Below are 19700 nucleotides of genomic sequence, written 5' to 3'. Positions count from 1 at the left end.
CGTATCGCAAAACGACGGGCATCCGTCCTACAAATCGCCCCAGGATGGCGCGAATTACACTTTGTCCATGGATCGCTTGATAGGCGCGCTCGACGGCGCCCTGCGGACGCTGTTCGCCACCCCCCGCGCCACCCGCCCCTGCCCGGTGGTTCCGGCCGATGACACCCACCTCGGCGCCCAGGAAAGGGCCCATGCGGGCGCCCTCATGCGCGTGAACCACGTCGGCGAGGTCTGCGCCCAGGCGCTTTACACGGCGCAGGCGATGACCGCTTCCGACCCCGTCACCCGTGCCCGCCTGGAGCAGGCGGCCCGCGAGGAGACCGACCACCTCGCCTGGACCCGGTCGCGGCTCGAAGAACTGGGGGCGCGCCCTTCGCTGCTCAATCCCCTCTGGTACGCCGGCGCCTTCGGCCTCGGCCTGGTCGCCGGCCGCTTCGGCGATCCGGTCAGCCAGGGTTTCGTGGTCGAGACCGAGCGCCAAGTGGAAGCGCACCTGGAAAGCCACCTGGAACGGCTGCCCGCCGGCGACCATGCATCACGCGCCATCGTGGCGCAGATGAAGGACGACGAGCGCGCCCACGCCGAGGCGGCGCAGCGCGCGGGCGGCATCGAACTGCCGCCGCCGGTGCGGGCTGCGATGCGCGCGGCGGCCAAGGTGATGACCACCACCGCGCACTACATCTAGTCTTCAACCAGCTCGAAGCTGGTCGTCATCTCCGCCGTCTTCGCCAGCATCGCGCTCGCGGAGCAGTACTTCTCGTGGCTCATGGCGATGGCGCGTTCCACGGCCTGCGCCTGCAGGCCGCGGCCCTGCACCGTGAAGTGCATGTGGATCTTCGTGAACACTTTCGGGTCGGTCGGCGCGCGCTCCGCGCTGAGCTTGACCGAGCAGCCGCGCACGTCGTGGCGGCCGCGCTTGAGGATCAGCACCACGTCGTAGGCGGTGCAGCCGCCGGTGCCGGCCAGCACCGTCTCCATCGGCCGCGGCGCCAGGTTGCGGCCGCCGTTCTCCGGCCGCGCCTCGTCGGGCGCGCCATCCATCATCAAGGTGTGGCCGGTGCCGGTCTCCGCCAGGAAGCCCATGCCCGAGCGCGCGCCCGTGGCGCCGGTCCATGTCACTGTGCATTCCATCGTCGTTCCTTCGTTGCTGAGGCTTTCCGCCAATAATTTCCGCGAATTGCGATGCCGCGCCGCCACAGGGGCTTGTGCAATGCAACAAATACGGGTTTATACTGGGCGCAAGCATAGCGATTCGCTACGCACCGGTTGTCTCCTCCACCTCCTCCTTTGGTGGATTTAGCCCCTGGATCGCAAGATCCAGGGGCTTTTTTCTATCATCCTGCACCACATGACCCAACCGCTGCAGCCAGAGGACTACCTCAAGAAGATCCTCACCGCCCGCGTCTACGACGTTGCCGTCGAAAGCGCCCTGGAGCCCGCCCGCAACCTCAGCCGCCGGCTGCACAACAAGGTGCTGCTCAAGCGCGAGGACCAGCAGGCCGTCTTCAGCTTCAAGCTGCGCGGCGCCTACAACAAGATGGCGCACCTCACGCCGGAGGAACTGCAGCGCGGCGTGATCTGCGCCTCCGCCGGCAACCACGCCCAGGGCGTGGCGATGGCGGCGCACAAGCTCGGCGCCCGCGCCCTGATCGTGATGCCGGTCACCACGCCGCAGGTGAAGATCGACGCGGTGAAGGCACTCGGCGGCGAGGTGGTGCTGCACGGCGACAGCTATTCCGACGCCTACGGCCACGCCGTGCAGCTGCGCGAGCAGCAGGGCCTGACCTTCGTGCATCCCTTCGACGACCCGGAAGTCATCGCCGGCCAGGGCACCATCGCGATGGAGATCCTGCGCCAGCACCAGGGCCCGATCGACGCCGTCTTCGTCGCCATCGGCGGCGGCGGCCTGATCTCGGGCGTGGCGAGCTACATCAAGGCGGTGCGCCCGGGCATCAAGGTGATCGGCGTGCAGATGAACGACTCCGACGCCATGGCGCGCTCGGTGGCGGCGAAGGAGCGCGTAACGCTCGCCGACGTCGGCCTGTTCTCCGACGGCACCGCGGTCAAGCTGGTGGGCGAGGAGACCTTCCGCCTGACCCGGGAGCTGGTCGACGAGTACATGCTGGTCGACACCGACTCGGTGTGCGCCGGCATCAAGGACGTTTTCGTCGACACCCGCAGCATCGTCGAGCCCGCCGGCGCGCTGGCGGTGGCCGCGATCAAGCAGTACGTCGCCGAGAAGAAGACCCGCGGCGAGACCTACGTCGCCATCCTCTGCGGCGCCAACATGAACTTCGACCGCCTGCGCTTCGTCGCCGAGCGCGCCGAAGTCGGCGAGGAACGCGAGGCGCTGTTCGCCGTCACCATCCCCGAGGAACGCGGCAGCTTCCGCCGCTTCTGCGAGGTGATCGGCGCGCTGCCGGGCGGGCCGCGCAACGTCACCGAGTTCAACTACCGCATCAGCGATTCGAGCCAGGCTCACGTCTTCGTCGGCCTCGCCACGCACGGCAAGGGCGAGTCGACGCGCATCGCGGCCAACTTCGCGCGCCACGACTTCGAGACGCTGGACCTCACGCACGACGAGCTGGCCAAGGAGCACGTGCGCCACATGGTCGGCGGCCACTCGCCCCTGGCGCACGACGAGCGCCTGCTGCGCTTCGTGTTTCCCGAGCGGCCCGGGGCGCTGATGAAGTTCCTGTCGCACATGCGCCCGACCTGGAACATCTCGCTGTTCCACTACCGCAACCAGGGCGCCGACTACGGCCGCATCCTGGTGGGCCTGCAGGTGCCGGCGGAAGATGGCGCCGCCTTCCAGGCCTTCCTGGACGAACTGGGCTACCCCTACGTCGAAGAGACCGCCAACCCGGTGTACCGCCTCTTCCTGCGCAGCCAGTGACCGCGCTGCGCCGTTCCTCGCTGCTGTTCCTGCGCCGCTGCCTGGCGGCGACGCAGGCGTTCTCGCGCATCCGCATTCCCGGCAGCCTCGCGGCCTGGGCTCAGCTGTTGCCGGCCGACACGGCCGACAGCGCGCGGCACTGGCCCGGCGTGGGCCTGCTCGCCGGCATGGCCGGCTGCGTCGTCTTCGCACTGGTGTCCCTCCCCTTGCCGCCGGGGCCGCTGAGCCCGCTGGTGGCGGCCGTCGCCGCCAGCATGGCGATGGCGCTCGTCGCCGGCGTGCGGGCGGAAGAAAGCCTGGCCCATTGCACGGGACCCGCGGGACTGATGCTGGTGCTGGCGGCCAAGCTCGCCTTGCTGGCGCTGCTGGGACTGCATTCGGGCGTCGGGCTGCTGACCGCTCTATTGGGCGCCGCCGCCCTGTCGCGCCTCTTTGCCTTGCTGGTCGCCTGGAGCCTGCCGCCGCGCCGCCCGCAGGCCGATCACCCTTTGCTGCGGCGCGCCGACCGCGGTGCGCTGCTGGCGGCCTGCCTCTGGTGCGTGCCGCCGCTGGTGCTGATGCTGCTGGCCGGCGGGGCGAAGTTCCTCCTGCTGCCGCTGGTGCTGGGCACCATCGCGTTCGCCGTGTTGCGCCATCGCTTCCAGCGCCGCGGCGGCGTCGAGCTCGACGACGTCGGCTTCGCCCAGCAGGTTTGCGAGGTGGCGATCTACCTCGGCGCCGCGTTCGGGCTGCCGCGGTAATTTCGGAGCAGCCTCACTTCGGCGGCGCGGGCAACTCCAGGACCAGCAGCGGAGGGCCGTCGGGCAAGGCGGCCAGCACGGCCCGCCGCCCTTGCACCGACTGCAGCAGGATGCCCTGGTCGACGTAGTTGCCGACGCGGAAGGGCCGCGCGGGCTTGCCGTCCACTGCAATCAGCGCGGCGCCGCCCCCCGAGCGGGCTTCCGCCGCGACGCCCACCAGGGTGAAGCGGCTGGCCAGCGTCGGCTGCGGCATGGCGGCCATGCCCGGCGCGGGAACCCCGCCGCCGAGCAGGCGCGTGATGGCGACCGGATCGACGGCCGCCGGCCCGCGTGCCTGCTGAGCCACCGGCGCGCCATGGCGCGGCGACGACCCGAGCTGCAAGGCCCAGAAGGCGGCACTGGCGGCAGCCAGCAGCCATAGCGCGAAAGTCGCGCCACGCACGGTCCAAGTGGCGGGGCTCCGGGTCAACATGCGGGGATTATCATTGAAGCGATGCATTCGACACCCACCTCCCCGGGCCGCCTGGCCCAGCGCGCGCGCAAGCTGGCCCAGTCCGGCTTCACCCTGATCGAGCTGATGGTGGTGCTGGTCATCATCGGGGTGCTGGCCGCCCTGATCGTGCCCAACGTCCTGGACCGCGCCGACGATGCGCGCGTCACGGCCGCGCGCACCGACGTCAACAACCTGATGCAGGCGCTCAAGCTGTACAAGCTGGACAACCAGCGCTACCCCACCGGCGAGCAGGGCCTGCAGGCGCTGATCGCCAAGCCCACCGCTTCACCGGTGCCGCCCAACTGGAAGCCCTACCTGGAGAAGCTGCCCAACGACCCCTGGGGCCGGCCCTACCAGTACCTCAACCCCGGCGTCAAAGGCGAGATCGACGTGATGTCCTTCGGCGCCGACGGCCAGGCCGGCGGCGATGGCAAGAACGCCGACGTCGGCTCCTGGCAGTAGGCGCGGCGCCCGCGCGCTGCTGCAGGCCGCGGGTTTCACGCTGATCGAGCTGCTGGTCGTGATCGCCATCGTGGCGGTCGCCTCCGCGGGGGTGAGCTTCGCCCTGCGCGACGCCACCGGCGCGCCGCTGGAGCGCGACGCCCAGCGCCTGGCCGCCTTGCTGGAATCGGCCCGCGCCAAGTCCCGCCTCACGGGGCAGGCCGTGCGCTGGGTCCCGACGCCCGACGCCTATCGCTTCGACGGCCTGCCGCCCGACAGCCTCCCGGAAAAATGGCTGGCCGCCGACACCCGCGTGCGCGCCGGCGGTCCGCTGCTGCTGGGCCCGGAACCCATCATCGGCCCGCAGGGCGTGGTGCTGACCAGCGCCGAGCATCCGGAGCGCAGCCTGCGCGTCGCGACCGACGGCCTGCGCCCGTTTGCCGTGACGCCCGACACGCCATGAAGCGCATGCGCGGCTTCACGCTGATCGAGGTGCTGGTGGCGCTGGGCATCGTCTCGATCGCCCTGGTGGCCGGCCTGCAGGCGACGGCCGCCCTGACCAACAACGCGCAGCGCCAGTCCAGCGTGCTGCTGGCGCAGATGTGCGCGGAAAACGAACTGGTGAAGCTGCGCCTGGGCAAGCAGTTCCCGGGCGTGGGCGAGAGCGACAACGCCTGCACCCAGGCCGGCCAGCCCTTCAACGTGCACGTGAAGGTGTCGCCCACGCCGAATCCGAGCTTCCGCCGCATCGATGCCCAGGTGTTCGAAGGCGCGTCGCCGGTGCTGAAGATCTCCACCGTGCTGGGACGCTACTGATGCGGCAAGCGCGCGGCTTCACCCTGGTCGAACTGCTGGTGGCGCTGTTCGCGCTGGCACTGCTGGCGGCGCTGAGCTGGCGCGGGCTTGACGGGATGATGCGCGCACGTGCGATCACCGAGGCCCGTGCCGACGAAGTGCTGTCCCTGCAGACCGGGCTCGCGCAATGGGCGGCCGACCTCGATGCGATCGAGGAATTCCCCGGCACGTCCGCGCTGGACTGGAACGGCCGCGTGCTGCGCCTCACGCGCCAGGCCAGCGGCAACGGCACCGACGGCGCGCTGGTGGTCGCCTGGACGCGCCGCGACGGCGAATGGCGCCGCTGGCAATCCCCACCGGTGGCCAGCCGCGGCGACCTCGACACCGCCTGGGTGCTGGCCGACCAGTGGTCGCAGAACGCCAGCGAGTCCTCGCGGCGCCAGGAAGTGGCCGTGGTGCCGCTGGAGGAGTGGCAGATCTTCTACTACCGCAGCGACGCCTGGACCAATCCGCAATCGAGCGCCGCCACGCAGTCCGCCACGCCGGCCTCGGGCGCCGCGGTCGTCAATGCGTTGCCCGACGGCGTGCGCCTCGTGCTGCAGCTGCCGGCGGGCCGCGCCATCGGCGGCCAGCTGGTGCGCGACTGGGTGCGGCCGACGCTGGGTGGGGGCAAGTCGTGAAGCGGCGCGCACACCGGGGCGCCGCGCTGCTGGCGGCGATGCTGACCGTGTCGCTGGTCGCCACCTTCGCCGCCGCCGCACTGTGGCAGCAGTGGCGCGCGGTGGAGATCGAGGCCGCCGAGCGCACCCGCGTGCAATCGGCCTGGATCCTTACCGGCGCGCTGGACTGGTCGCGGCTGATCCTGCGCGAGGACCGGCGCTCCAGCGGCGTCGACCACCTGGGCGAGCCCTGGGCAGTGCCCTTGCAGGAGGCGCGCCTGAGCACCTTCCTCGCGGCCGACACCAGCAACAACGCCGACACCGAAGGCGCCGACGCGGTCTTCCTCTCCGGCGACATCACCGACCTGCAGTCGCTGCTGAACGTGCAGAACCTGTTCAAGGCGAGCAGCATCGATCCGCAGGGCCTGCAAAGCTTCCAGCGCCTGTTCGAGGTGCTGGGCCTGCCGCAAAGCGAGCTGGGCCGGCTGGCCGAGAACTTCCGCTTCGCCTCCGACATCAGCGTCGACAACCGCAATGCGAGCAAGGCGCCGCTGGTGCCCGGGCGGGTCGAGCAGCTGGTGTGGCTGGGCCTGTCGCCGGCCACCGTCGCGGCGCTCAAGCCTTACGTGACGCTGCTGCCCGCATCGACCACGGTGAACCTGAACACTGCGCCGCCCGAAGTCATCTACGCGGCGCTGCGCGGCATCAGCCTGGCCGATGCCCAGCGGCTGGTGGCCGTGCGCGCCAGCCAGCCTTTCCGGAAGGTGGAGGACGCACTGGAGCAGCTACCCGCCTCCACCACGGGTAAGGAGAACGTCGGCTACGCCACCAACTTCTTCGAGGTGCGCGGCCGGATCCGGCTGAACGAGGTGCTGGTGGAAGAGCGTTCCATCGTGCAGCGCTCGCCGGGCGGCGAGGTCAAGGCGATCCAGCGCGAACGCGGCGTGCTCGATCCGGCGGCGCTCGCGCAGCTCTCCCAGCGCCGCTAGACACACGCCGCACCTACAATCCGCCGCACCCCATGAGCTCGCTGATCGTCTTCCTGCCCCTCACGCCCGCGTCCAGCGCCTCGGAATGGTCGTATGCGCTGACGCCGGACGGCCGCACGCTGGGCGACCACGGCAAGTCGCCGGCGGCGCTGCTGCCGCTGCCGCGCGGTGCCGGCGCCGAAGTGGTGGCCGTGGTGCCGGTGCAGGCGCTGGCCTGGCACCGCGTCGACCTGCCCAAGGGCATCGCACCGGGCTCGCCGCGCCTGCGCGCCGCGCTCGAGGGCCTGCTGGAAGAACAACTGCTGGACGAGCCGGATGCCTTGCACCTGGCGCTGCAGCCGGGCGCGCGCGCGGGCGAGCCGGCATGGGTGGCGACCTGCGACCGCAACTGGCTGCGCAGCACGCTGCAGCTGCTCGAGGCGGCGAACCGTCCGGTGACCCGCATCGTTCCGGAATTCGCGCCGGAAGGCGAAGCGGCGCTGGTCGTGATCGGCGAGCCCGAGGAACCGCTGGCGGTGGCGACCAGCGAAGCCGGCGTGCTGGCCCTGCCCCTGGACCACGGCACGCTGGCCTTGCTGCCCGCCTTGCCCGAAGAAGCACCGCGCCTGGCCGAGCCGGCCGTGGCGGCGCTGGCCGAACAGATGCTGGCGCGCAAGCTGGCGCTGCAGCAGGCGCCGCAACGCTGGCTGCAATCGGCGCGCACCCGCTGGGACCTGGCGCAGTTCGACTTCGCCAGTTCCGCCCAGGCCCGCGCCCTCAAGAAGCTGGCCACGGGCTGGGGCGAAGTACTGCGCGGCGCCTCCTGGCGGCCGGCCCGCTGGGCCGCCGTGGTGCTGCTGGCCGCCAACCTGGTCGGCCTCAATGCCTATGCGTGGAAGGAGCGGGCCAGCCTGGAAGGCAAGCGCGCGGCCGTGAAGCGCACGCTGACCGACACCTTTCCGCAGGTGAAGGTGGTCGTCGACGCGCCCCTGCAGATGGAACGCGAGGTACAGGCCTTGCGCCAGCAGACCGGCACCGCCTCGCCGCGCGACCTCGATGCGCTGCTGGCCGCGCTGGCCGCGGCGCTGCCCGCCGGCCGCACGCCGTCCGGCCTGGAATACAGCGCCGGCGAACTGCGCGCCACCGGCCTCGCCCTCGGCAGCGATGAAGTGCGCGACGTCGCCACGCGGCTCAAGCCCCTGGGCTACGTGGCCACTGGCGACAGCCAGAAGCTGACCGTGGTCACGGAGGACGTGCGATGAGCCAGGCGCCCGCGTTGCAGCAACTCAAGGCGCGCTGGGCCACCCTGGCGCCGCGCGAGCAGGCCATGGTGGCCGGCGCCGGGGCTCTGGTGCTGGTCGCGCTGCTCTGGTGGATCGCGCTCGCGCCGGCGCTGGCCACGCTGCGCCAGGCCGGCGAACAGCACCGCGCGCTCGACACGCAGTTGCAGAACATGCAGCGCCTGCAGCAGCAGGCCAAGGCCATGCAGGCCCAGCCGCGCCAGGGCTACGACGAGGCGATGCGCCAGCTGGAAGGCGCGATCCGGCAGCAGCTGGGCACGAGCGCGCGCTACAGCATCGCCGGCGACCGCGTCACCGTCACCCTCAGCAACACCCCGGCGCCCGCGCTGGCCCAGTGGCTCACCCAGGTGCGCAGCAATGCGCGCGCCCTGCCCGGCGAAGCGCGGCTCACGCGCAACGCGTCCGGCGGCTGGGACGGCAGCCTGGTGCTGACGCTGCCCCCGCGCTAGTCGCCTTGGCGCGCGCCCCCCGGCTTCCCCGCGAAGTGCCCTGGACCTGGGCGCTGGCCGGCGGCATCTGCGGCCTGGTCCTGGCCTTCGTCCTGTTCGCGCCGGCCCGCTGGCTGGCCGGGGCCGTGGCCCGCGCCAGCGCCGGCCAGGTGCTGCTCGATGACGCGCGCGGCACCGTCTGGGACGGCTCCGCGCAGCTGGTGCTCACCGGCGGCGCCGGCAGCACGGATTCGGCGGCCCTGCCCGGGCGCGTGCACTGGACGCTGGCGCCGCGCTGGGACGGCGTGCTGGCGCGCCTGCGCGCCGACTGCTGCATGGCCAGCCCGCTGGGCGTGCGGGCCCGCGCGCGCTGGGGCGGCGTGGACGTCGACGTCGCGGACAGCGTTTCGCAATGGCCCGCCAGCGTGGCCGCCGGCCTCGGCACCCCCTGGAACACCCTGCAATTCGACGGCGAACTGCGCCTTTCCACGCAGGGCCTTTCAGTAGAATGGGTCGAAGGCCGCCCGGTCGTCAGCGGGCGGGCCGAGTTGTTGGCGCTGCGCATCGCGTCGCGCCTGTCCACCCTGAGGCCCATGGGCAGCTACCGCATCACCTTGCAAGGGGGGCCGCAAGCCACGCTGCGGCTGGAAACCCTGGACGGCAGCCTGCAACTCACCGGCAGCGGCCAGTGGGTCGGCTCCCGCCTGCGCTTCCGCGGCGAAGCGACGGCCGCGCCGGAGCGCGAAGCCGCGCTGGCCAACCTCCTGAACATCATCGGCCGGCGCAGTGGCGCGCGGTCGATCATCTCGATCGGCTAAGGATTCCATGAAGTACCGTCTTTGCGCCGCCATGCTTGCCGCCGTCTTCCTGCTGGGCGCGGCCCCCGTGCTGCATGCGCAGCGCGCCAGCGAAGGCATCACCCTCAACTTCGTCAACGCCGAGATCGAGGCGGTGGCGCGCGCGCTGGCCGCGATCACGGGCCGCAACATCGTCGTCGACCCGCGCGTGAAGGGCACCATCACGCTGGCCACCGACCGGCCCGTGCCGCCGGCCGCGGCCTTCAACCAGTTCGTCGCCACGCTGCGCCTCTCGGGCTACACCGTGGTGGAGTCGGGCGGCCTGCTCAAGGTGGTGCCCGAGGCCGAGGCCAAGCTGCAGGGCGGCGCGGTCACGGTGGACGGCGGCGGCCCGGGCGGCAGCCAGATCGTCACCCAGATCTTCCGGCTCAACTACGAAACCGCCGGCAACCTGGTGCCCATCCTGCGGCCGCTGATCAGCCCGAACAACACGATCAACGTGAACCCCGGCAACAACTCGCTGGTGATCACCGACTACGCCGACAACCTGCAGCGGCTGGCGCGCATCATCGCGGCGCTCGACGTCTCGAACGCGACCGACGTCGAGATCGTGCCGCTGCGGCATGCGCTGGCTTCGGACCTCGCGCCGGTGGTGCAGCGGCTGGTGGACTCCACCGGCGGCGGCGTCGGCGGCGCCGCCCCTACCGCGGGGCAAGGCCAGACCGACACCGCCTTCCGTACCACCGTGATTGCCGAGACACGCAGCAACTCGCTGGTGATCCGCGCCGCCAACCCGGCGCGGATGAACCTGGTGCGCTCCGTCATCGCGCGCCTCGACGTGCCGGCCTCGGGCACGGCCTCCGGCAACATCTACGTCGTCTACCTGAAGAACGCCGACGCCACCAAGCTCGCTGTCGTGCTGCGGGCGGCGCTCGCCAGCATGAGCCCCACCGGCACCGGCGCGGCCGGCGGCGGCGGCGTGTCCGCGGCGCCCGTCGTGACCAGTGGCCTGAGCGGCGCCGGCAGCGGCACCGGCACCAGCGCCGCCAATGCGCCGATCACGCCGTCGGCCCAGCCTTCGACCGGCGGCCAGATCCAGGCCGATCCGGCCACCAACTCGCTGATCATCACGGCGCCCGAGCCGCAATACCGCCAGCTGCGCGCAGTCATCGACCAGCTCGATGGGCGCCGCGCCCAGGTGCTGGTCGAAGGCCTGATCGTCGAGGTCAACTCCGACAAGGTTGCCGAATTCGGCATCCAGTGGCAGAACGTGATCGGCAGCGCCACCAGCAGCGTGATCGGCTTCGTGGGCAGCAACTTCAGCACGCTGGGCGCCGCCACCAACATCATCAGCCTCGCCACCCAGACCGGCATCGGCAGCGGCAACATCTCCCCGCCGAACACCGGCTTCAACGTGGGCGCCGTCCGCAACTTCGGCGGCCGCTACATCCTGAGCGCCATCGCCAACTTCTTCGAAAGCACCGGCGACGGCAACGTGCTGTCGACGCCCAACCTGCTCACGCTGGACAACGAGGAAGCGAAGATCGTCATCGGCGAGAACGTGCCCTTCCTCACCGGCCAGTTCACCAACACCGGCGCTTCGAGCGGCTCCGTCAACCCGTTCCAGACCATCGAACGCAAGGACGTGGGCCTCACGCTGCGCGTCAAGCCGCAGATCAACGAGAACGGCACGGTGCGGCTGACGATCTACCAGGAAAACTCGGCGGTGAAGGCGAGCACCCAGAACGCGGCCAACGGCCCGACCACGACCAAGCAGACCATCGAGACCAACGTGCAGGTGGACGACGGCCAGATCGTCGTGATCGGCGGCCTGCTGAAGGACGCCTACTCCGGGCAGCAGGACAAGGTGCCGGGCCTGGGCGACGTCCCCGGCGTGGGAGCGCTGTTCCGCTCCGACAGCCGCCAGCGCAGCAAGAGCAACCTGATGGTCTTCCTGCGGCCGGTGGTGCTGCGCGATGCCGCGCAGGGCGACACGCTGTCGCTGGACCGGTACGACCTGATGCGCACCAAGCAGCAGAACCTGCAGCCGGCGCCCAGCGCGGTGCTGAACGGCGTGGATGGCGCCCCGGTCGCGCCCGGGATCCCGCCGCGGCCGCCGGTGAAGGACGTCAACTCGCCGTTCAACCCGCCCGCGCCCGCCACCACCGCACCGAGCGTGCGCTGACGCCATGCGCTACCCGCTGCCCTACGGCTTCGCGCGCAGCCAGCAGCTGCTGCTGGAGGACGACGGCGAGCAACTCGTGCTGTGGCACGCCGGCTCGCCGGCGCCGGCCTGGAGCGAGGTGCTGCGCAAGTATTCGGTGCGCAACCTGCAGCAGCTCGATGCGGCGGCGCTGGCGCAGCGCATCAGCGCGGCCTATGCGCAAGGCGAATCGAGCGCCGCCACGGTGGTGAGCGAAGTGCAGAACGACGCCGACCTCTCGCGCATCATGCAGGAGCTGCCGGCGGTGGAAGACCTGCTGGAGGCCAGCGACGACGCGCCCATCATCCGCATGCTCAACGCGCTGCTGACGCAGGCCGCGCGCGATGGCGCCAGCGACATCCACATCGAACCCTACGAGCGGCATTCGAGCGTGCGCTTCCGCGTCGACGGCACGCTGCGCGAAGTGGTGCAGCCCAATCGCGCGCTGCACGCCGCGCTGATCTCGCGCCTGAAGATCATGGCGGAGCTGGACATCTCCGAGAAGCGCCTGCCGCAGGACGGCCGCATTTCGCTGCGCATCGGCACCCGCGCGGTGGACGTCCGCGTCTCCACGCTGCCGAGCGCGCACGGCGAGCGCGCCGTGCTGCGCCTGCTGGACAAGAGCGAAAGCCGCATCAGCCTGGAGTCGGTCGGCATGACCGGCGACACGCTGGAGCGCCTGGCGGGGTTGATCGGCCAGCCGCACGGCATCATCCTGGTCACCGGCCCCACCGGTTCGGGCAAGACGACGACGCTGTATGCGGCGCTCTCGCGCCTGGACGCGAGCACCAGCAACATCATGACGGTGGAGGACCCGATCGAGTACGAGCTGCCCGGCATCGGGCAGACGCAGGTCAACCCCAAGATCGACCTCGATTTCGCCAAGGCCTTGCGCGCCATCCTGCGCCAGGACCCCGACGTGATCATGATCGGCGAGATCCGCGACTACGAGACGGCGCAGATCGCGATCCAGGCATCCCTCACCGGCCACCTGGTGCTGGCGACCCTGCACACCAACGACGCGGCGAGCGCGGTCAACCGGCTGATCGACATGGGCGTGGAGCCCTTCCTGCTCAGTTCCTCGCTGCTCGGCGTGCTGGCGCAGCGCCTGGTGCGCAAGCTGTGCGAGTACTGCAACGTGGAAGTCGAAGGCGTGGCGCGCGGCTGCGCGCACTGCGGCTACACCGGCTACCACGGGCGCACCGGGATCTTCGAGCTGATGGAAGTCGACGAGAAGATGCGCGCGCTGGTGCACAACCGCGCCTCGGAGGCTGAACTCCGCTCCACCGCCCTGGCGAGCGGCATGCGCCTGATGCGGGATGACGGCGAGCGGCTGGTGCGCGAAGGGGTGACTTCGCGCGAAGAGGTGTTGCGCGTGACGCGCGACTAGGCCCGTTCGGGCTCGTGCGGCTGCCCCGGCAGCTTCACCGGGTTCTGCGGGCCGCGCTCTTCCTCGATGGGCGGCACCTTGGGCTGGGGCTGCTGTTGCTGTTGCGCGCGCCGCTTTTCGCCTTCACGCGGCTTGTCGCTGGCCCTCGGCTTGTCGCCGGCCTGCGGCTCGAATTTCGCCTTGAACATCACCATGGCTTGCGTCCTTCAGTCCGGCGTCTGCACGAAATCGGTGTGGCCGCCGCCCTGGCGCGACTGGTCTTCCTGCTTCTTGTCGTCCGCGCGCGGCTGCTCGGGCTCGCGCTCGGGAATCTTCGCGCGCTCGGGCGGCTGGTGCATGACTTCGCGGCCGTGCGGGGTGGGATCGTCGGGCATGGTTTGGGCTCCTTTGCGACCATGGTCCACCGGTGGCCGGGGAGCGGGTGTCGGTGCGCGGCGGCAGCGCGCGTAGGCAAAAAAAAGCCGCACCAGTCGGTGCGGCAGCCTGCATTCAACCCCGATTTATTCTCTGTCCCGTCAGCCCGGTGTGCCGAAGGCCGTGGCGGCAACCACGGCCCACAAGGCGCCGACCAGCATCAACCACATGCCGGGCCGGCCTTCGCGCGAGAAGAGCAGCATGCTCGTCACGCGGCGCGACAACTCCGAAGTGCGCCCTTCGTTGCATCCGATGAAGGCGTCCTCATGGGTCCACCACCGATTCACTTTTTTTCTCCCAACGACGTGTTCACCAATAAGTTAGGCAACCGCCGTTGACGCGGTTGTAGGTGAACTTGCCAATGCGCTGTGAGGCGAAGGGATGGCCGGGGCCGCCCTCCAGATGAGCGGCGCGGCCCCTAGGGAAGCCGCTTAAGGCGCGGAGCTTGCTGCAGCGCCGCAATGCGGCTTCACTGCATCTTCAGCGTCAGCACGTACTCGGAGAACTCCTTGATCTCCGATTTCGTGAAGACGGCGTCCGCACCCATCTCGAGGCACTTGTTGCGCACGACCGGCGTGACGTAGTCGCTCAACACCACCACGCGGCCCGCGTCGGGAGACTCCTTGCAGCGCCGGATGAGGTTGAAGCCGGTGCCCTCGTCGATCAGGAGGTCCAGCGTGGCGAGTTGCCACTTGCCGCGATTGCGATAGAGCCAGTCGGTGGCTTCGGTTTCCGTGCCGACGGCCGCCAGCACTTCAAAGCCTCCGAGCACATCGAGCAGGTCGACCAGGGCCGACTGCATGTTCTTGGAATCCTCGACGACGAAAACGCTCACTGGCAACCTGTCTCCATGGCACGAGGGCCGCGAAACGGCCACCAGCACACATTGAATGTTAATCGGCCTGATTTACCTGTCAGATACGTCTGCGATGCGCGTAGGCCACGTCCTACAGTTCGGTGGCCCGGTTCGCATGGACCAAGGTCCCATTGGCGCCCCCTGGCAGGGGCTGTCGAATGCGGACAGGAGGCCTCCATGCCATTCATCCCGACGGTTCGTGCGCTGCTGATCCCAGCCGGCGCCTGCTGGCTTGCGGCCGCACAGGCCGGCGGCCACTGGTCGTACGTCGGCCACGGCGCGCCCGGCCACTGGGCGGACCTGGCGCGGGAGTACGCCACCTGCAAGCTCGGCAAGGTGCAGGCGCCCATCGACATCACCGGCGCCCAGGCGGCCGACCTGCCGGGCATCCGGTTCGACTACAAGCCTGCGCCGCTGAAGGTCGTCGACAACGGCCACACGATCCAGGTCAACTACGCCCCCGGCAGCAGCATCGAAGTGGGCGACACGCGCTATGAGCTGCAGCAGTTCCACTTCCACAAGCCGAGCGAAGAGAAGATCGCCGGCAAGGCCCACGACATGGTGGCGCACCTGGTGCACAAGGGCGCCGACGGCAAGCTGGCGGTGGTGGCCGTGCTGCTCGACCAGGGGGCAACCAATCCCGCGATCGCAACCATCTGGAAAAACCTGCCGAAGAAGAAGGAGCAGGAAAACTCCGTCGACACCAGCATCGACGCCAGCAGCCTGCTGCCGGCCGACAAGGGCTACTACACCTTCCAGGGGTCGCTCACCACGCCACCGTGCAGCGAGGAGGTGCGCTGGTTCGTGCTGAAGACACCGGTGAAGATCGCGCCCGCGCAGCTCGCAGCCTTCGGCAAACGCTATCCGATGAACGCCCGGCCCACGCAGCCCCTCAACGGCCGCTCGATCGAGGCAACGCGATGACTCCCACCACGACCACCCCACCCGCCGCCACGGCCGCCGCGACCGCCCCCGCATTCCGCGAGTTGCCCCGCTTCCTGCTGGCCATCCTCTTCATCGTCCTGTTGCTGGCCACCAGCCTCTGGATCCTGCGGCCCTTCCTGTCGGCACTGATCTGGGCGACGCTGATCGTGGTGTCGACCTGGCCGTTGATGTTGCGGCTCCAGCAACGCCTGGGCGGCAAGCGCAGCCTGGCCGTCACGGTGATGACCACCGTGATGCTGCTGGTGGTGATCCTGCCGCTGGGCTTTGCCGTGGTGACGCTGACCAGCCACAGCGACGACGTCGCCGCGCGCGCCAAGTCGGTGGCGCAGGCTGGACTGCCGCCGCCGCCGGCGTGGGTCGGGCAGCTGCCGGTGGTCGGCGCCCGCGTCGCCGGCAAGTGGCAGGCGGTCGCGGACCTGCCCGCCGACCAGCTCGTCGAGCAAGCCGCGCCCTACGCCAAGCGCGCGGCCTCCTGGCTGCTGGACACCGCGGGCGGACTGGCCGCCTTCCTCATCCACCTGCTGCTCACCGCCATCATCGCGACGCTGCTCTATTCCAGCGGCGAAGCGGCCGCTGGCGGCTTGCGCGCGTTCGCCTACCGATTGGCAGGCGCGCGCGGGGAGCAATCGGTGACGCTGGGCGGGCAGGCGATCCGCGCGGTGGCGCTGGGCGTGATCGTCACGGCCGTCGTGCAGTCACTGCTCGGCGGCATCGGGCTGGTCGTCGCGGGCGTCCCGTTTGCCGGTTTCCTCACCGCCTTGATGTTCATGCTGGGCGTCGCGCAAGTGGGCGCCACGCCGGTGATGGTGCTCGCGGTGGGCTGGCTGTACTGGAGCGGCAACACGCTCACGGCCACCATCTTCCTGCCCTGGGCGATCCTCGTCTCCGTCCTGGACAACATCCTGCGTCCCCTGCTGATCAAGCGTGGCGCCGACCTCCCGCTGATCCTGATCTTTGCCGGCGTGATCGGCGGGCTGATCGCCTTCGGCGTGGTCGGCCTGTTCGTGGGCCCGGTCGTGCTGGCCATCGCCTATACCGAGCTGTCCGCCTGGATCGCCGACGGTCCGCCACCGCCGCAGATGCTGCCGCTGGGCGGCGAGGCCGCGCTAGCGCGCGGTGAAGCGAGCCAGGCCCTGGACGTACAGCGCGCCCACGGCGAGCTGGCACACCATGATCGGTAGGCCGTAGCGCAGGAAGCCGGCAAAGCTGATGCGCCGGCCGTGGTTCGCGCAGGCGCCGGCGGCCACCACGTTGGCCGAGGCGCCGATCAGCGTGGCATTGCCGCCCAGCGTGGCCCCGAACATCATCGCGATGAACACGGGCAGGGTCTGCGCCGGCCAGTCCGAGTAGCCGGGCGCCAGCGCCATCTCGGGCACCACGCTGGCGGCCACCAGGTAGCCCTTGATCATCACCAGCGAGCCCGCCACCACCGGCACGTTGGCCAGCAGCGAGGACAGCACGCCCACGCCGGCGATCAAGGCCATCGCCACCAGCATCAGCTCGGTGCCGAACCAGCCGTGCAGCTTCAGCGCCATGAGCTGCAGCAGGCCGGTCTTGGTGAAGGCCTCGACCAGGCAGAAGATGCCGGCCAGGAACAGCAGGGTCTTCCAGTCGATGTCGTGCAGGATGCGGTCGACCGGTTCGATCTTCGCCGCGTAGGCGGTCAGCAGCGCCAGCGAAGCGCCGATGACGGCCACGGCCGGCGGCACGATCTTGGTGGGCAGCTCCTCGCCCACCACGAACAGCACCACCATCGCGGCCAGCGTCAGCAGCGCCCCGGCGGCAAACCACGGATGCTCGATCGGCGGCTCCGGCTGCGGTTGCGGCAGCGGCCGGCGCAGGCGCCAGATTCCGCGCATCAGCAGCGGCGCCAGCAGCAACGGCACCAGCACCGCCGCCACGCCGCCCAGGCTCACCTTGCGCAGGTACTCGCCGAAGCTCATGCCGATGGCGCTGCCGACCAGGAAGGTCGCCGGATCGCCGACCAGCGTGAGCAGGCCGGCGGAGTTGCTGATGATGGCGGTGAGGATCATCGCGGGCGCGATGTCGATCTCCAGCGCCTGCGCCACGCGGATCACGATCGGCGCCAGCAGCACCACGGTGGTGGCATTGGGCAGCAGCGCGCACAGCGGCGCGACCAGCAGGAACAGCAGCAGGAGGAAGCGCCGGCCGCTGCCGCGCGTCGCCCGCAGGTAGAGGTTGCCGACGCGCTCGAAGACGCCGGTGGTCGACAGGATGCGGGCGACCACCATGCCACCGAACAGCAGCAATAACGGCCCGCCGGCGGTGCGCGTCGCCGCGATGATCTCGGTCTCCCCGAGGATGCCGCACGCGACCAGGACGCTCACCCCGAGCAGGGACGCCAGCGCCATGTCGACCACGTCGAACGCGATGGCCAGGATCACCACCACAAACACGACCAGGGTGATGGTGATCTGCAGCTGGCTCACGGCGCGTCCTCAGCGCAGTGGCGGCGCATAGAGCAGGCCGCCCTGGTTCCACGGCCGGTTCAGCCCGCGCTCCAGCTTCAGGGGACCGGCCGCGCCCACGTTGCGCTCGAACAGTTCGCCGTAGTTGCCGACAGCCTGCAGCGCGCGCAAGGCCCAGCCCGGCGCGACGCCCAGCGCCTTGCTGAATTCGTCGGCGCCGCCCAGCGAGCGCTTCAGCGCCGGTTCGCCCCAGCGCGTTGCGGCATTCGCCTGCGTCACGCCCTGCTCCTCTGCCGCGACCAGCACGAACAGCACCCAGCGCACCAGCGTCACCCAGGCCTCGTCGCCCGTCGCCACGACCGGCCCGAGCGGCTCCTTCGAAATGCGCTCGTCGAGGATGACATAGCCCGCTGCGCCTCCGGGCGCCGCGACGCGCAGGGCGGCAAGCTGGGACGCGTCGGAACTGCAGGCCTGGCAGCGGCCGGCGAAGAAGGCGGCGGCCAGCGCCGCGGGTGAGTCCAGCACCAGCGGCTGCACCTTCCAGCCGCGCGTTGCGAAGTGGTCGGCGAGGTTGTCGGCGTGCGTGGTGCCTTTCTCGACGCAGATCGTGGCGCCCGCAAGCGCAGCGAGCGTCTTCGCGCCGCCCGCGGCGGGCACCATGAAGCCCTGGCCGTCGTACAGCAGGATGCCCGCGAAGCGCGCGCCCAGGCCGATCTCGCGGCCCAGCGTCCAGGTGGCCTGGCGCACCAGCAGGTCGATGGCGCCACTCTGGAGGGCGGGGAAGCGGCTGGCGGCCGACAGCGGCAGGAACTGCACCTTGTCGGCGCTGCCCAGAGCGGCGGCCGCGACGGCGCGGCAGAAGTCGGCATCGAGTCCGCTCCAGCGGCCGGCGGCGTCACGCGCGGAAAATCCGGCGATGCCTTCGCTCACGCCGCAGCGCAGGACGCCGCGGGCCTGGATGGCCTGCAGCCGTTCGCCCGCGAATGCGGACCCCGCGGCCAGCAGGCAGAGCAGCAGCGCGCAGGCGAGGCGGCCGCTCAGTCGCCCACGGGCGACCACGTCTTGTCCGGGTTGTACTCCTTGATGCCGGCCGCCAGTTGCGCGGTGTTCGGCCCGAGGTCCTTCTCGTACACCTGGCCATAGTGGTTGACGATGAAGGTCTTGACCCCCGTGTTGCCATACCGCGCCGGCCAGGCCATCAACGCGTAGCCGGCGACCATGCGGCCGTTGATCACGTAGCTGTAGCGGCCGCCCGGTGCGGCCGGGCCCTGCGCCTTGAGGATGCGGTAGTGGTAGCCGTGATAGGGCTCGCCGGCCACGTGGTCGCCGTCACCCACCAGCGGTCCGATCGGGCTCTGCTCTTCGCCGGCCGCCGACTCCCAGTACAGCCCGTCCTTCTTGCCGGCCGTGCTGGTCAGGCGCTGCGCGAAGGCGCGCACGTTGGAACCGTCGCGCGGCACCGTGGCGTACTGGCGCTGCGCGCCGACGTAAAACTGCAGCACCTCGATGGCGCCGAGCTCGTTCTCGCCGATGCGGCGCGCCTGCAATTCCTCGACGCCCGCAGCGGTGTCGAAACGCCATGCGCCGCCGCTTTGCACCAGCGGCACCGGCAAGGGCCAGGCCTGCGTGCCGACCACCAGCGTCACGCGCCCGTCTTTTTCCTTGCGCAGCAACTGGTATTCCTTGGCCGCGCTGGCGAACTTGGCACGGTTTTCCCGGCCCTGCGCCTTGTCGTCGGTGGCGACGACCGTGCGGTACTGGGGCCCGAAGATCTGCGCCATGGCCGCTTCGTCGTCAGCCGCGGCCGCGGCGACCAGCGCCTTGGCCGCGTCCTCGGGCGATGGGAAAGTGCGTTGCGCCTGCGCCTGGGCCTGCCAGGCTGCCGCGCACAGTGCGCAGCCAATCAGGATGCGCTTGAGGATGGAAAGGTTCGCGTTCTTCATGA

General features: G+C 70.4%; 23 protein-coding genes. 15 read left to right on the top strand and 8 right to left on the bottom strand.

Going from position 1 to position 19700, the window contains the following annotated elements:
* Nucleotides 1-67 precede the first annotated feature (67 nt).
* Nucleotides 68-685 (top strand): 2-polyprenyl-3-methyl-6-methoxy-1,4-benzoquinone monooxygenase, encoded by a 618-nt coding sequence (gene coq7 / locus LZ009_RS22125; protein ID WP_275700157.1) that lies wholly within the window; start codon nt 68-70, stop codon nt 683-685.
* On the opposite strand, the gene LZ009_RS22120 is transcribed toward coq7, so the two are convergent.
* Nucleotides 682-1131 carry an OsmC family protein gene (locus tag LZ009_RS22120; RefSeq protein ID WP_275700156.1) on the bottom strand — a complete coding sequence of 150 codons (450 nt, stop codon included), beginning with the start codon at nt 1129-1131 and terminating at the stop codon, nt 682-684. The genes coq7 and LZ009_RS22120 overlap by 4 nt on opposite strands.
* Nucleotides 1132-1348: 217 nt before the next feature.
* Between LZ009_RS22120 and ilvA the strand changes: the two genes are divergently transcribed.
* Both ilvA and LZ009_RS22110 read left to right on the top strand, forming a co-directional pair.
* Nucleotides 1349-2896, top strand: coding sequence for a threonine ammonia-lyase, biosynthetic (ilvA, locus tag LZ009_RS22115; RefSeq protein WP_275700155.1), 1548 nt, complete (start codon nt 1349-1351; stop codon nt 2894-2896).
* Complete coding sequence (locus LZ009_RS22110; RefSeq protein ID WP_275700154.1) at nt 2893-3636, top strand: adenosylcobinamide-GDP ribazoletransferase; 744 nt, start codon at nt 2893-2895, stop codon at nt 3634-3636. The genes ilvA and LZ009_RS22110 overlap by 4 nt, the downstream gene beginning before the upstream one ends.
* 13 nt (nt 3637-3649) lie before the next feature.
* On the opposite strand, the gene LZ009_RS22105 is transcribed toward LZ009_RS22110, so the two are convergent.
* Nucleotides 3650-4108 carry a type II secretion system protein N gene (locus LZ009_RS22105; RefSeq protein ID WP_275700153.1) on the bottom strand — a complete coding sequence of 153 codons (459 nt, stop codon included), beginning with the start codon at nt 4106-4108 and terminating at the stop codon, nt 3650-3652.
* Nucleotides 4109-4129: 21 nt separating this feature from the next.
* On the opposite strand from LZ009_RS22105, the gene gspG reads away from it, so the two are divergent.
* The 10 genes from gspG to gspE are packed head-to-tail and all read left to right on the top strand — an operon-like array spanning nt 4130 to nt 13111.
* Nucleotides 4130-4591 (top strand): type II secretion system major pseudopilin GspG, encoded by a 462-nt coding sequence (gene gspG / locus LZ009_RS22100; RefSeq protein ID WP_275700152.1) that lies wholly within the window; start codon nt 4130-4132, stop codon nt 4589-4591.
* A complete protein-coding gene (locus tag LZ009_RS22095; RefSeq protein WP_275700151.1) occupies nt 4557-5033 on the top strand; it encodes a prepilin-type N-terminal cleavage/methylation domain-containing protein in 477 nt (158 codons plus the stop codon). The genes gspG and LZ009_RS22095 overlap by 35 nt, the downstream gene beginning before the upstream one ends.
* On the top strand, nt 5030-5386 hold the full coding sequence (gspI, locus tag LZ009_RS22090) for a type II secretion system minor pseudopilin GspI (protein WP_275700150.1): 357 nt from the start codon (nt 5030-5032) through the stop codon (nt 5384-5386). Before LZ009_RS22095 ends, gspI begins: the two co-directional genes overlap by 4 nt.
* Entirely contained in the window at nt 5386-6045 is a 660-nt protein-coding gene (locus tag LZ009_RS22085; RefSeq protein ID WP_275700149.1) for a PulJ/GspJ family protein, read from the top strand. Before gspI ends, LZ009_RS22085 begins: the two co-directional genes overlap by 1 nt.
* Nucleotides 6042-7013: a type II secretion system minor pseudopilin GspK gene (gene gspK / locus LZ009_RS22080; protein ID WP_275700148.1), complete on the top strand. Its 972-nt coding sequence runs from the start codon at nt 6042-6044 to the stop codon at nt 7011-7013. Before LZ009_RS22085 ends, gspK begins: the two co-directional genes overlap by 4 nt.
* 32 nt (nt 7014-7045) lie before the next feature.
* Nucleotides 7046-8254, top strand: coding sequence for a type II secretion system protein GspL (gene gspL, locus LZ009_RS22075; protein WP_275700147.1), 1209 nt, complete (start codon nt 7046-7048; stop codon nt 8252-8254).
* Nucleotides 8251-8742 (top strand): type II secretion system protein M, encoded by a 492-nt coding sequence (locus tag LZ009_RS22070; RefSeq protein ID WP_275700146.1) that lies wholly within the window; start codon nt 8251-8253, stop codon nt 8740-8742. The genes gspL and LZ009_RS22070 overlap by 4 nt, the downstream gene beginning before the upstream one ends.
* Before the next feature lie 35 nt (nt 8743-8777).
* Nucleotides 8778-9539, top strand: a complete 762-nt coding sequence (gene gspN / locus LZ009_RS22065) for a type II secretion system protein N (RefSeq protein WP_275700145.1) — start codon at nt 8778-8780, stop codon at nt 9537-9539.
* Nucleotides 9540-9546: 7 nt separating this feature from the next.
* Complete coding sequence (gene gspD / locus LZ009_RS22060) at nt 9547-11703, top strand: type II secretion system secretin GspD (protein ID WP_430300410.1); 2157 nt, start codon at nt 9547-9549, stop codon at nt 11701-11703.
* A 4-nt stretch (nt 11704-11707) separates the two neighbouring features.
* The gene (gspE, locus tag LZ009_RS22055; RefSeq protein ID WP_275700144.1) at nt 11708-13111 is read left to right on the top strand and encodes a type II secretion system ATPase GspE; all 1404 of its coding nucleotides are present in this window, start codon (nt 11708-11710) and stop codon (nt 13109-13111) included.
* Here the strand turns inward: gspE and LZ009_RS22050 are convergent.
* The 3 genes from LZ009_RS22050 to LZ009_RS22040 all read right to left on the bottom strand — a co-directional run bounded on the left by LZ009_RS22050 (nt 13108) and on the right by LZ009_RS22040 (nt 14360).
* On the bottom strand, nt 13108-13305 hold the full coding sequence (locus LZ009_RS22050) for a hypothetical protein (RefSeq protein ID WP_275700143.1): 198 nt from the start codon (nt 13303-13305) through the stop codon (nt 13108-13110). The genes gspE and LZ009_RS22050 overlap by 4 nt on opposite strands.
* 12 nt (nt 13306-13317) lie before the next feature.
* Nucleotides 13318-13485, bottom strand: a complete 168-nt coding sequence (locus tag LZ009_RS22045; RefSeq protein ID WP_275700142.1) for a hypothetical protein — start codon at nt 13483-13485, stop codon at nt 13318-13320.
* 509 nt (nt 13486-13994) lie between these two features.
* On the bottom strand, nt 13995-14360 hold the full coding sequence (locus LZ009_RS22040) for a response regulator (protein WP_275700141.1): 366 nt from the start codon (nt 14358-14360) through the stop codon (nt 13995-13997).
* A gap of 198 nt (nt 14361-14558) precedes the next feature.
* On the opposite strand from LZ009_RS22040, the gene LZ009_RS22035 reads away from it, so the two are divergent.
* Both LZ009_RS22035 and ydiK read left to right on the top strand, forming a co-directional pair.
* Nucleotides 14559-15305 carry a carbonic anhydrase gene (locus LZ009_RS22035; protein ID WP_275700140.1) on the top strand — a complete coding sequence of 249 codons (747 nt, stop codon included), beginning with the start codon at nt 14559-14561 and terminating at the stop codon, nt 15303-15305.
* Nucleotides 15302-16507 carry an AI-2E family transporter YdiK gene (gene ydiK, locus LZ009_RS22030; protein ID WP_275700139.1) on the top strand — a complete coding sequence of 402 codons (1206 nt, stop codon included), beginning with the start codon at nt 15302-15304 and terminating at the stop codon, nt 16505-16507. Before LZ009_RS22035 ends, ydiK begins: the two co-directional genes overlap by 4 nt.
* Here ydiK and LZ009_RS22025 read toward each other — a convergent pair.
* Genes LZ009_RS22025 through LZ009_RS22015 form a run of 3 tightly spaced genes read right to left on the bottom strand, consistent with a single transcriptional unit; the run spans nt 16433 to nt 19698 of the window.
* Nucleotides 16433-17776, bottom strand: coding sequence for an ArsB/NhaD family transporter (locus LZ009_RS22025; RefSeq protein WP_275700138.1), 1344 nt, complete (start codon nt 17774-17776; stop codon nt 16433-16435). The two genes, ydiK and LZ009_RS22025, sit on opposite strands and share 75 nt — an antisense overlap.
* 9 nt (nt 17777-17785) lie before the next feature.
* Complete coding sequence (locus LZ009_RS22020; RefSeq protein ID WP_275700137.1) at nt 17786-18814, bottom strand: amino acid ABC transporter substrate-binding protein; 1029 nt, start codon at nt 18812-18814, stop codon at nt 17786-17788.
* Complete coding sequence (locus LZ009_RS22015; RefSeq protein WP_275700136.1) at nt 18793-19698, bottom strand: DUF2950 domain-containing protein; 906 nt, start codon at nt 19696-19698, stop codon at nt 18793-18795. The genes LZ009_RS22020 and LZ009_RS22015 overlap by 22 nt, the downstream gene beginning before the upstream one ends.
* Nucleotides 19699-19700 lie beyond the last annotated feature (2 nt).

Source organism: Ramlibacter paludis (assembly GCF_022012305.1).
Classification (GTDB): domain Bacteria; phylum Pseudomonadota; class Gammaproteobacteria; order Burkholderiales; family Burkholderiaceae_C; genus Ramlibacter; species Ramlibacter paludis.
Note: the sequence above shows the minus strand (reverse complement) of the source record. Positions and strands in the feature narration are given on the sequence as shown.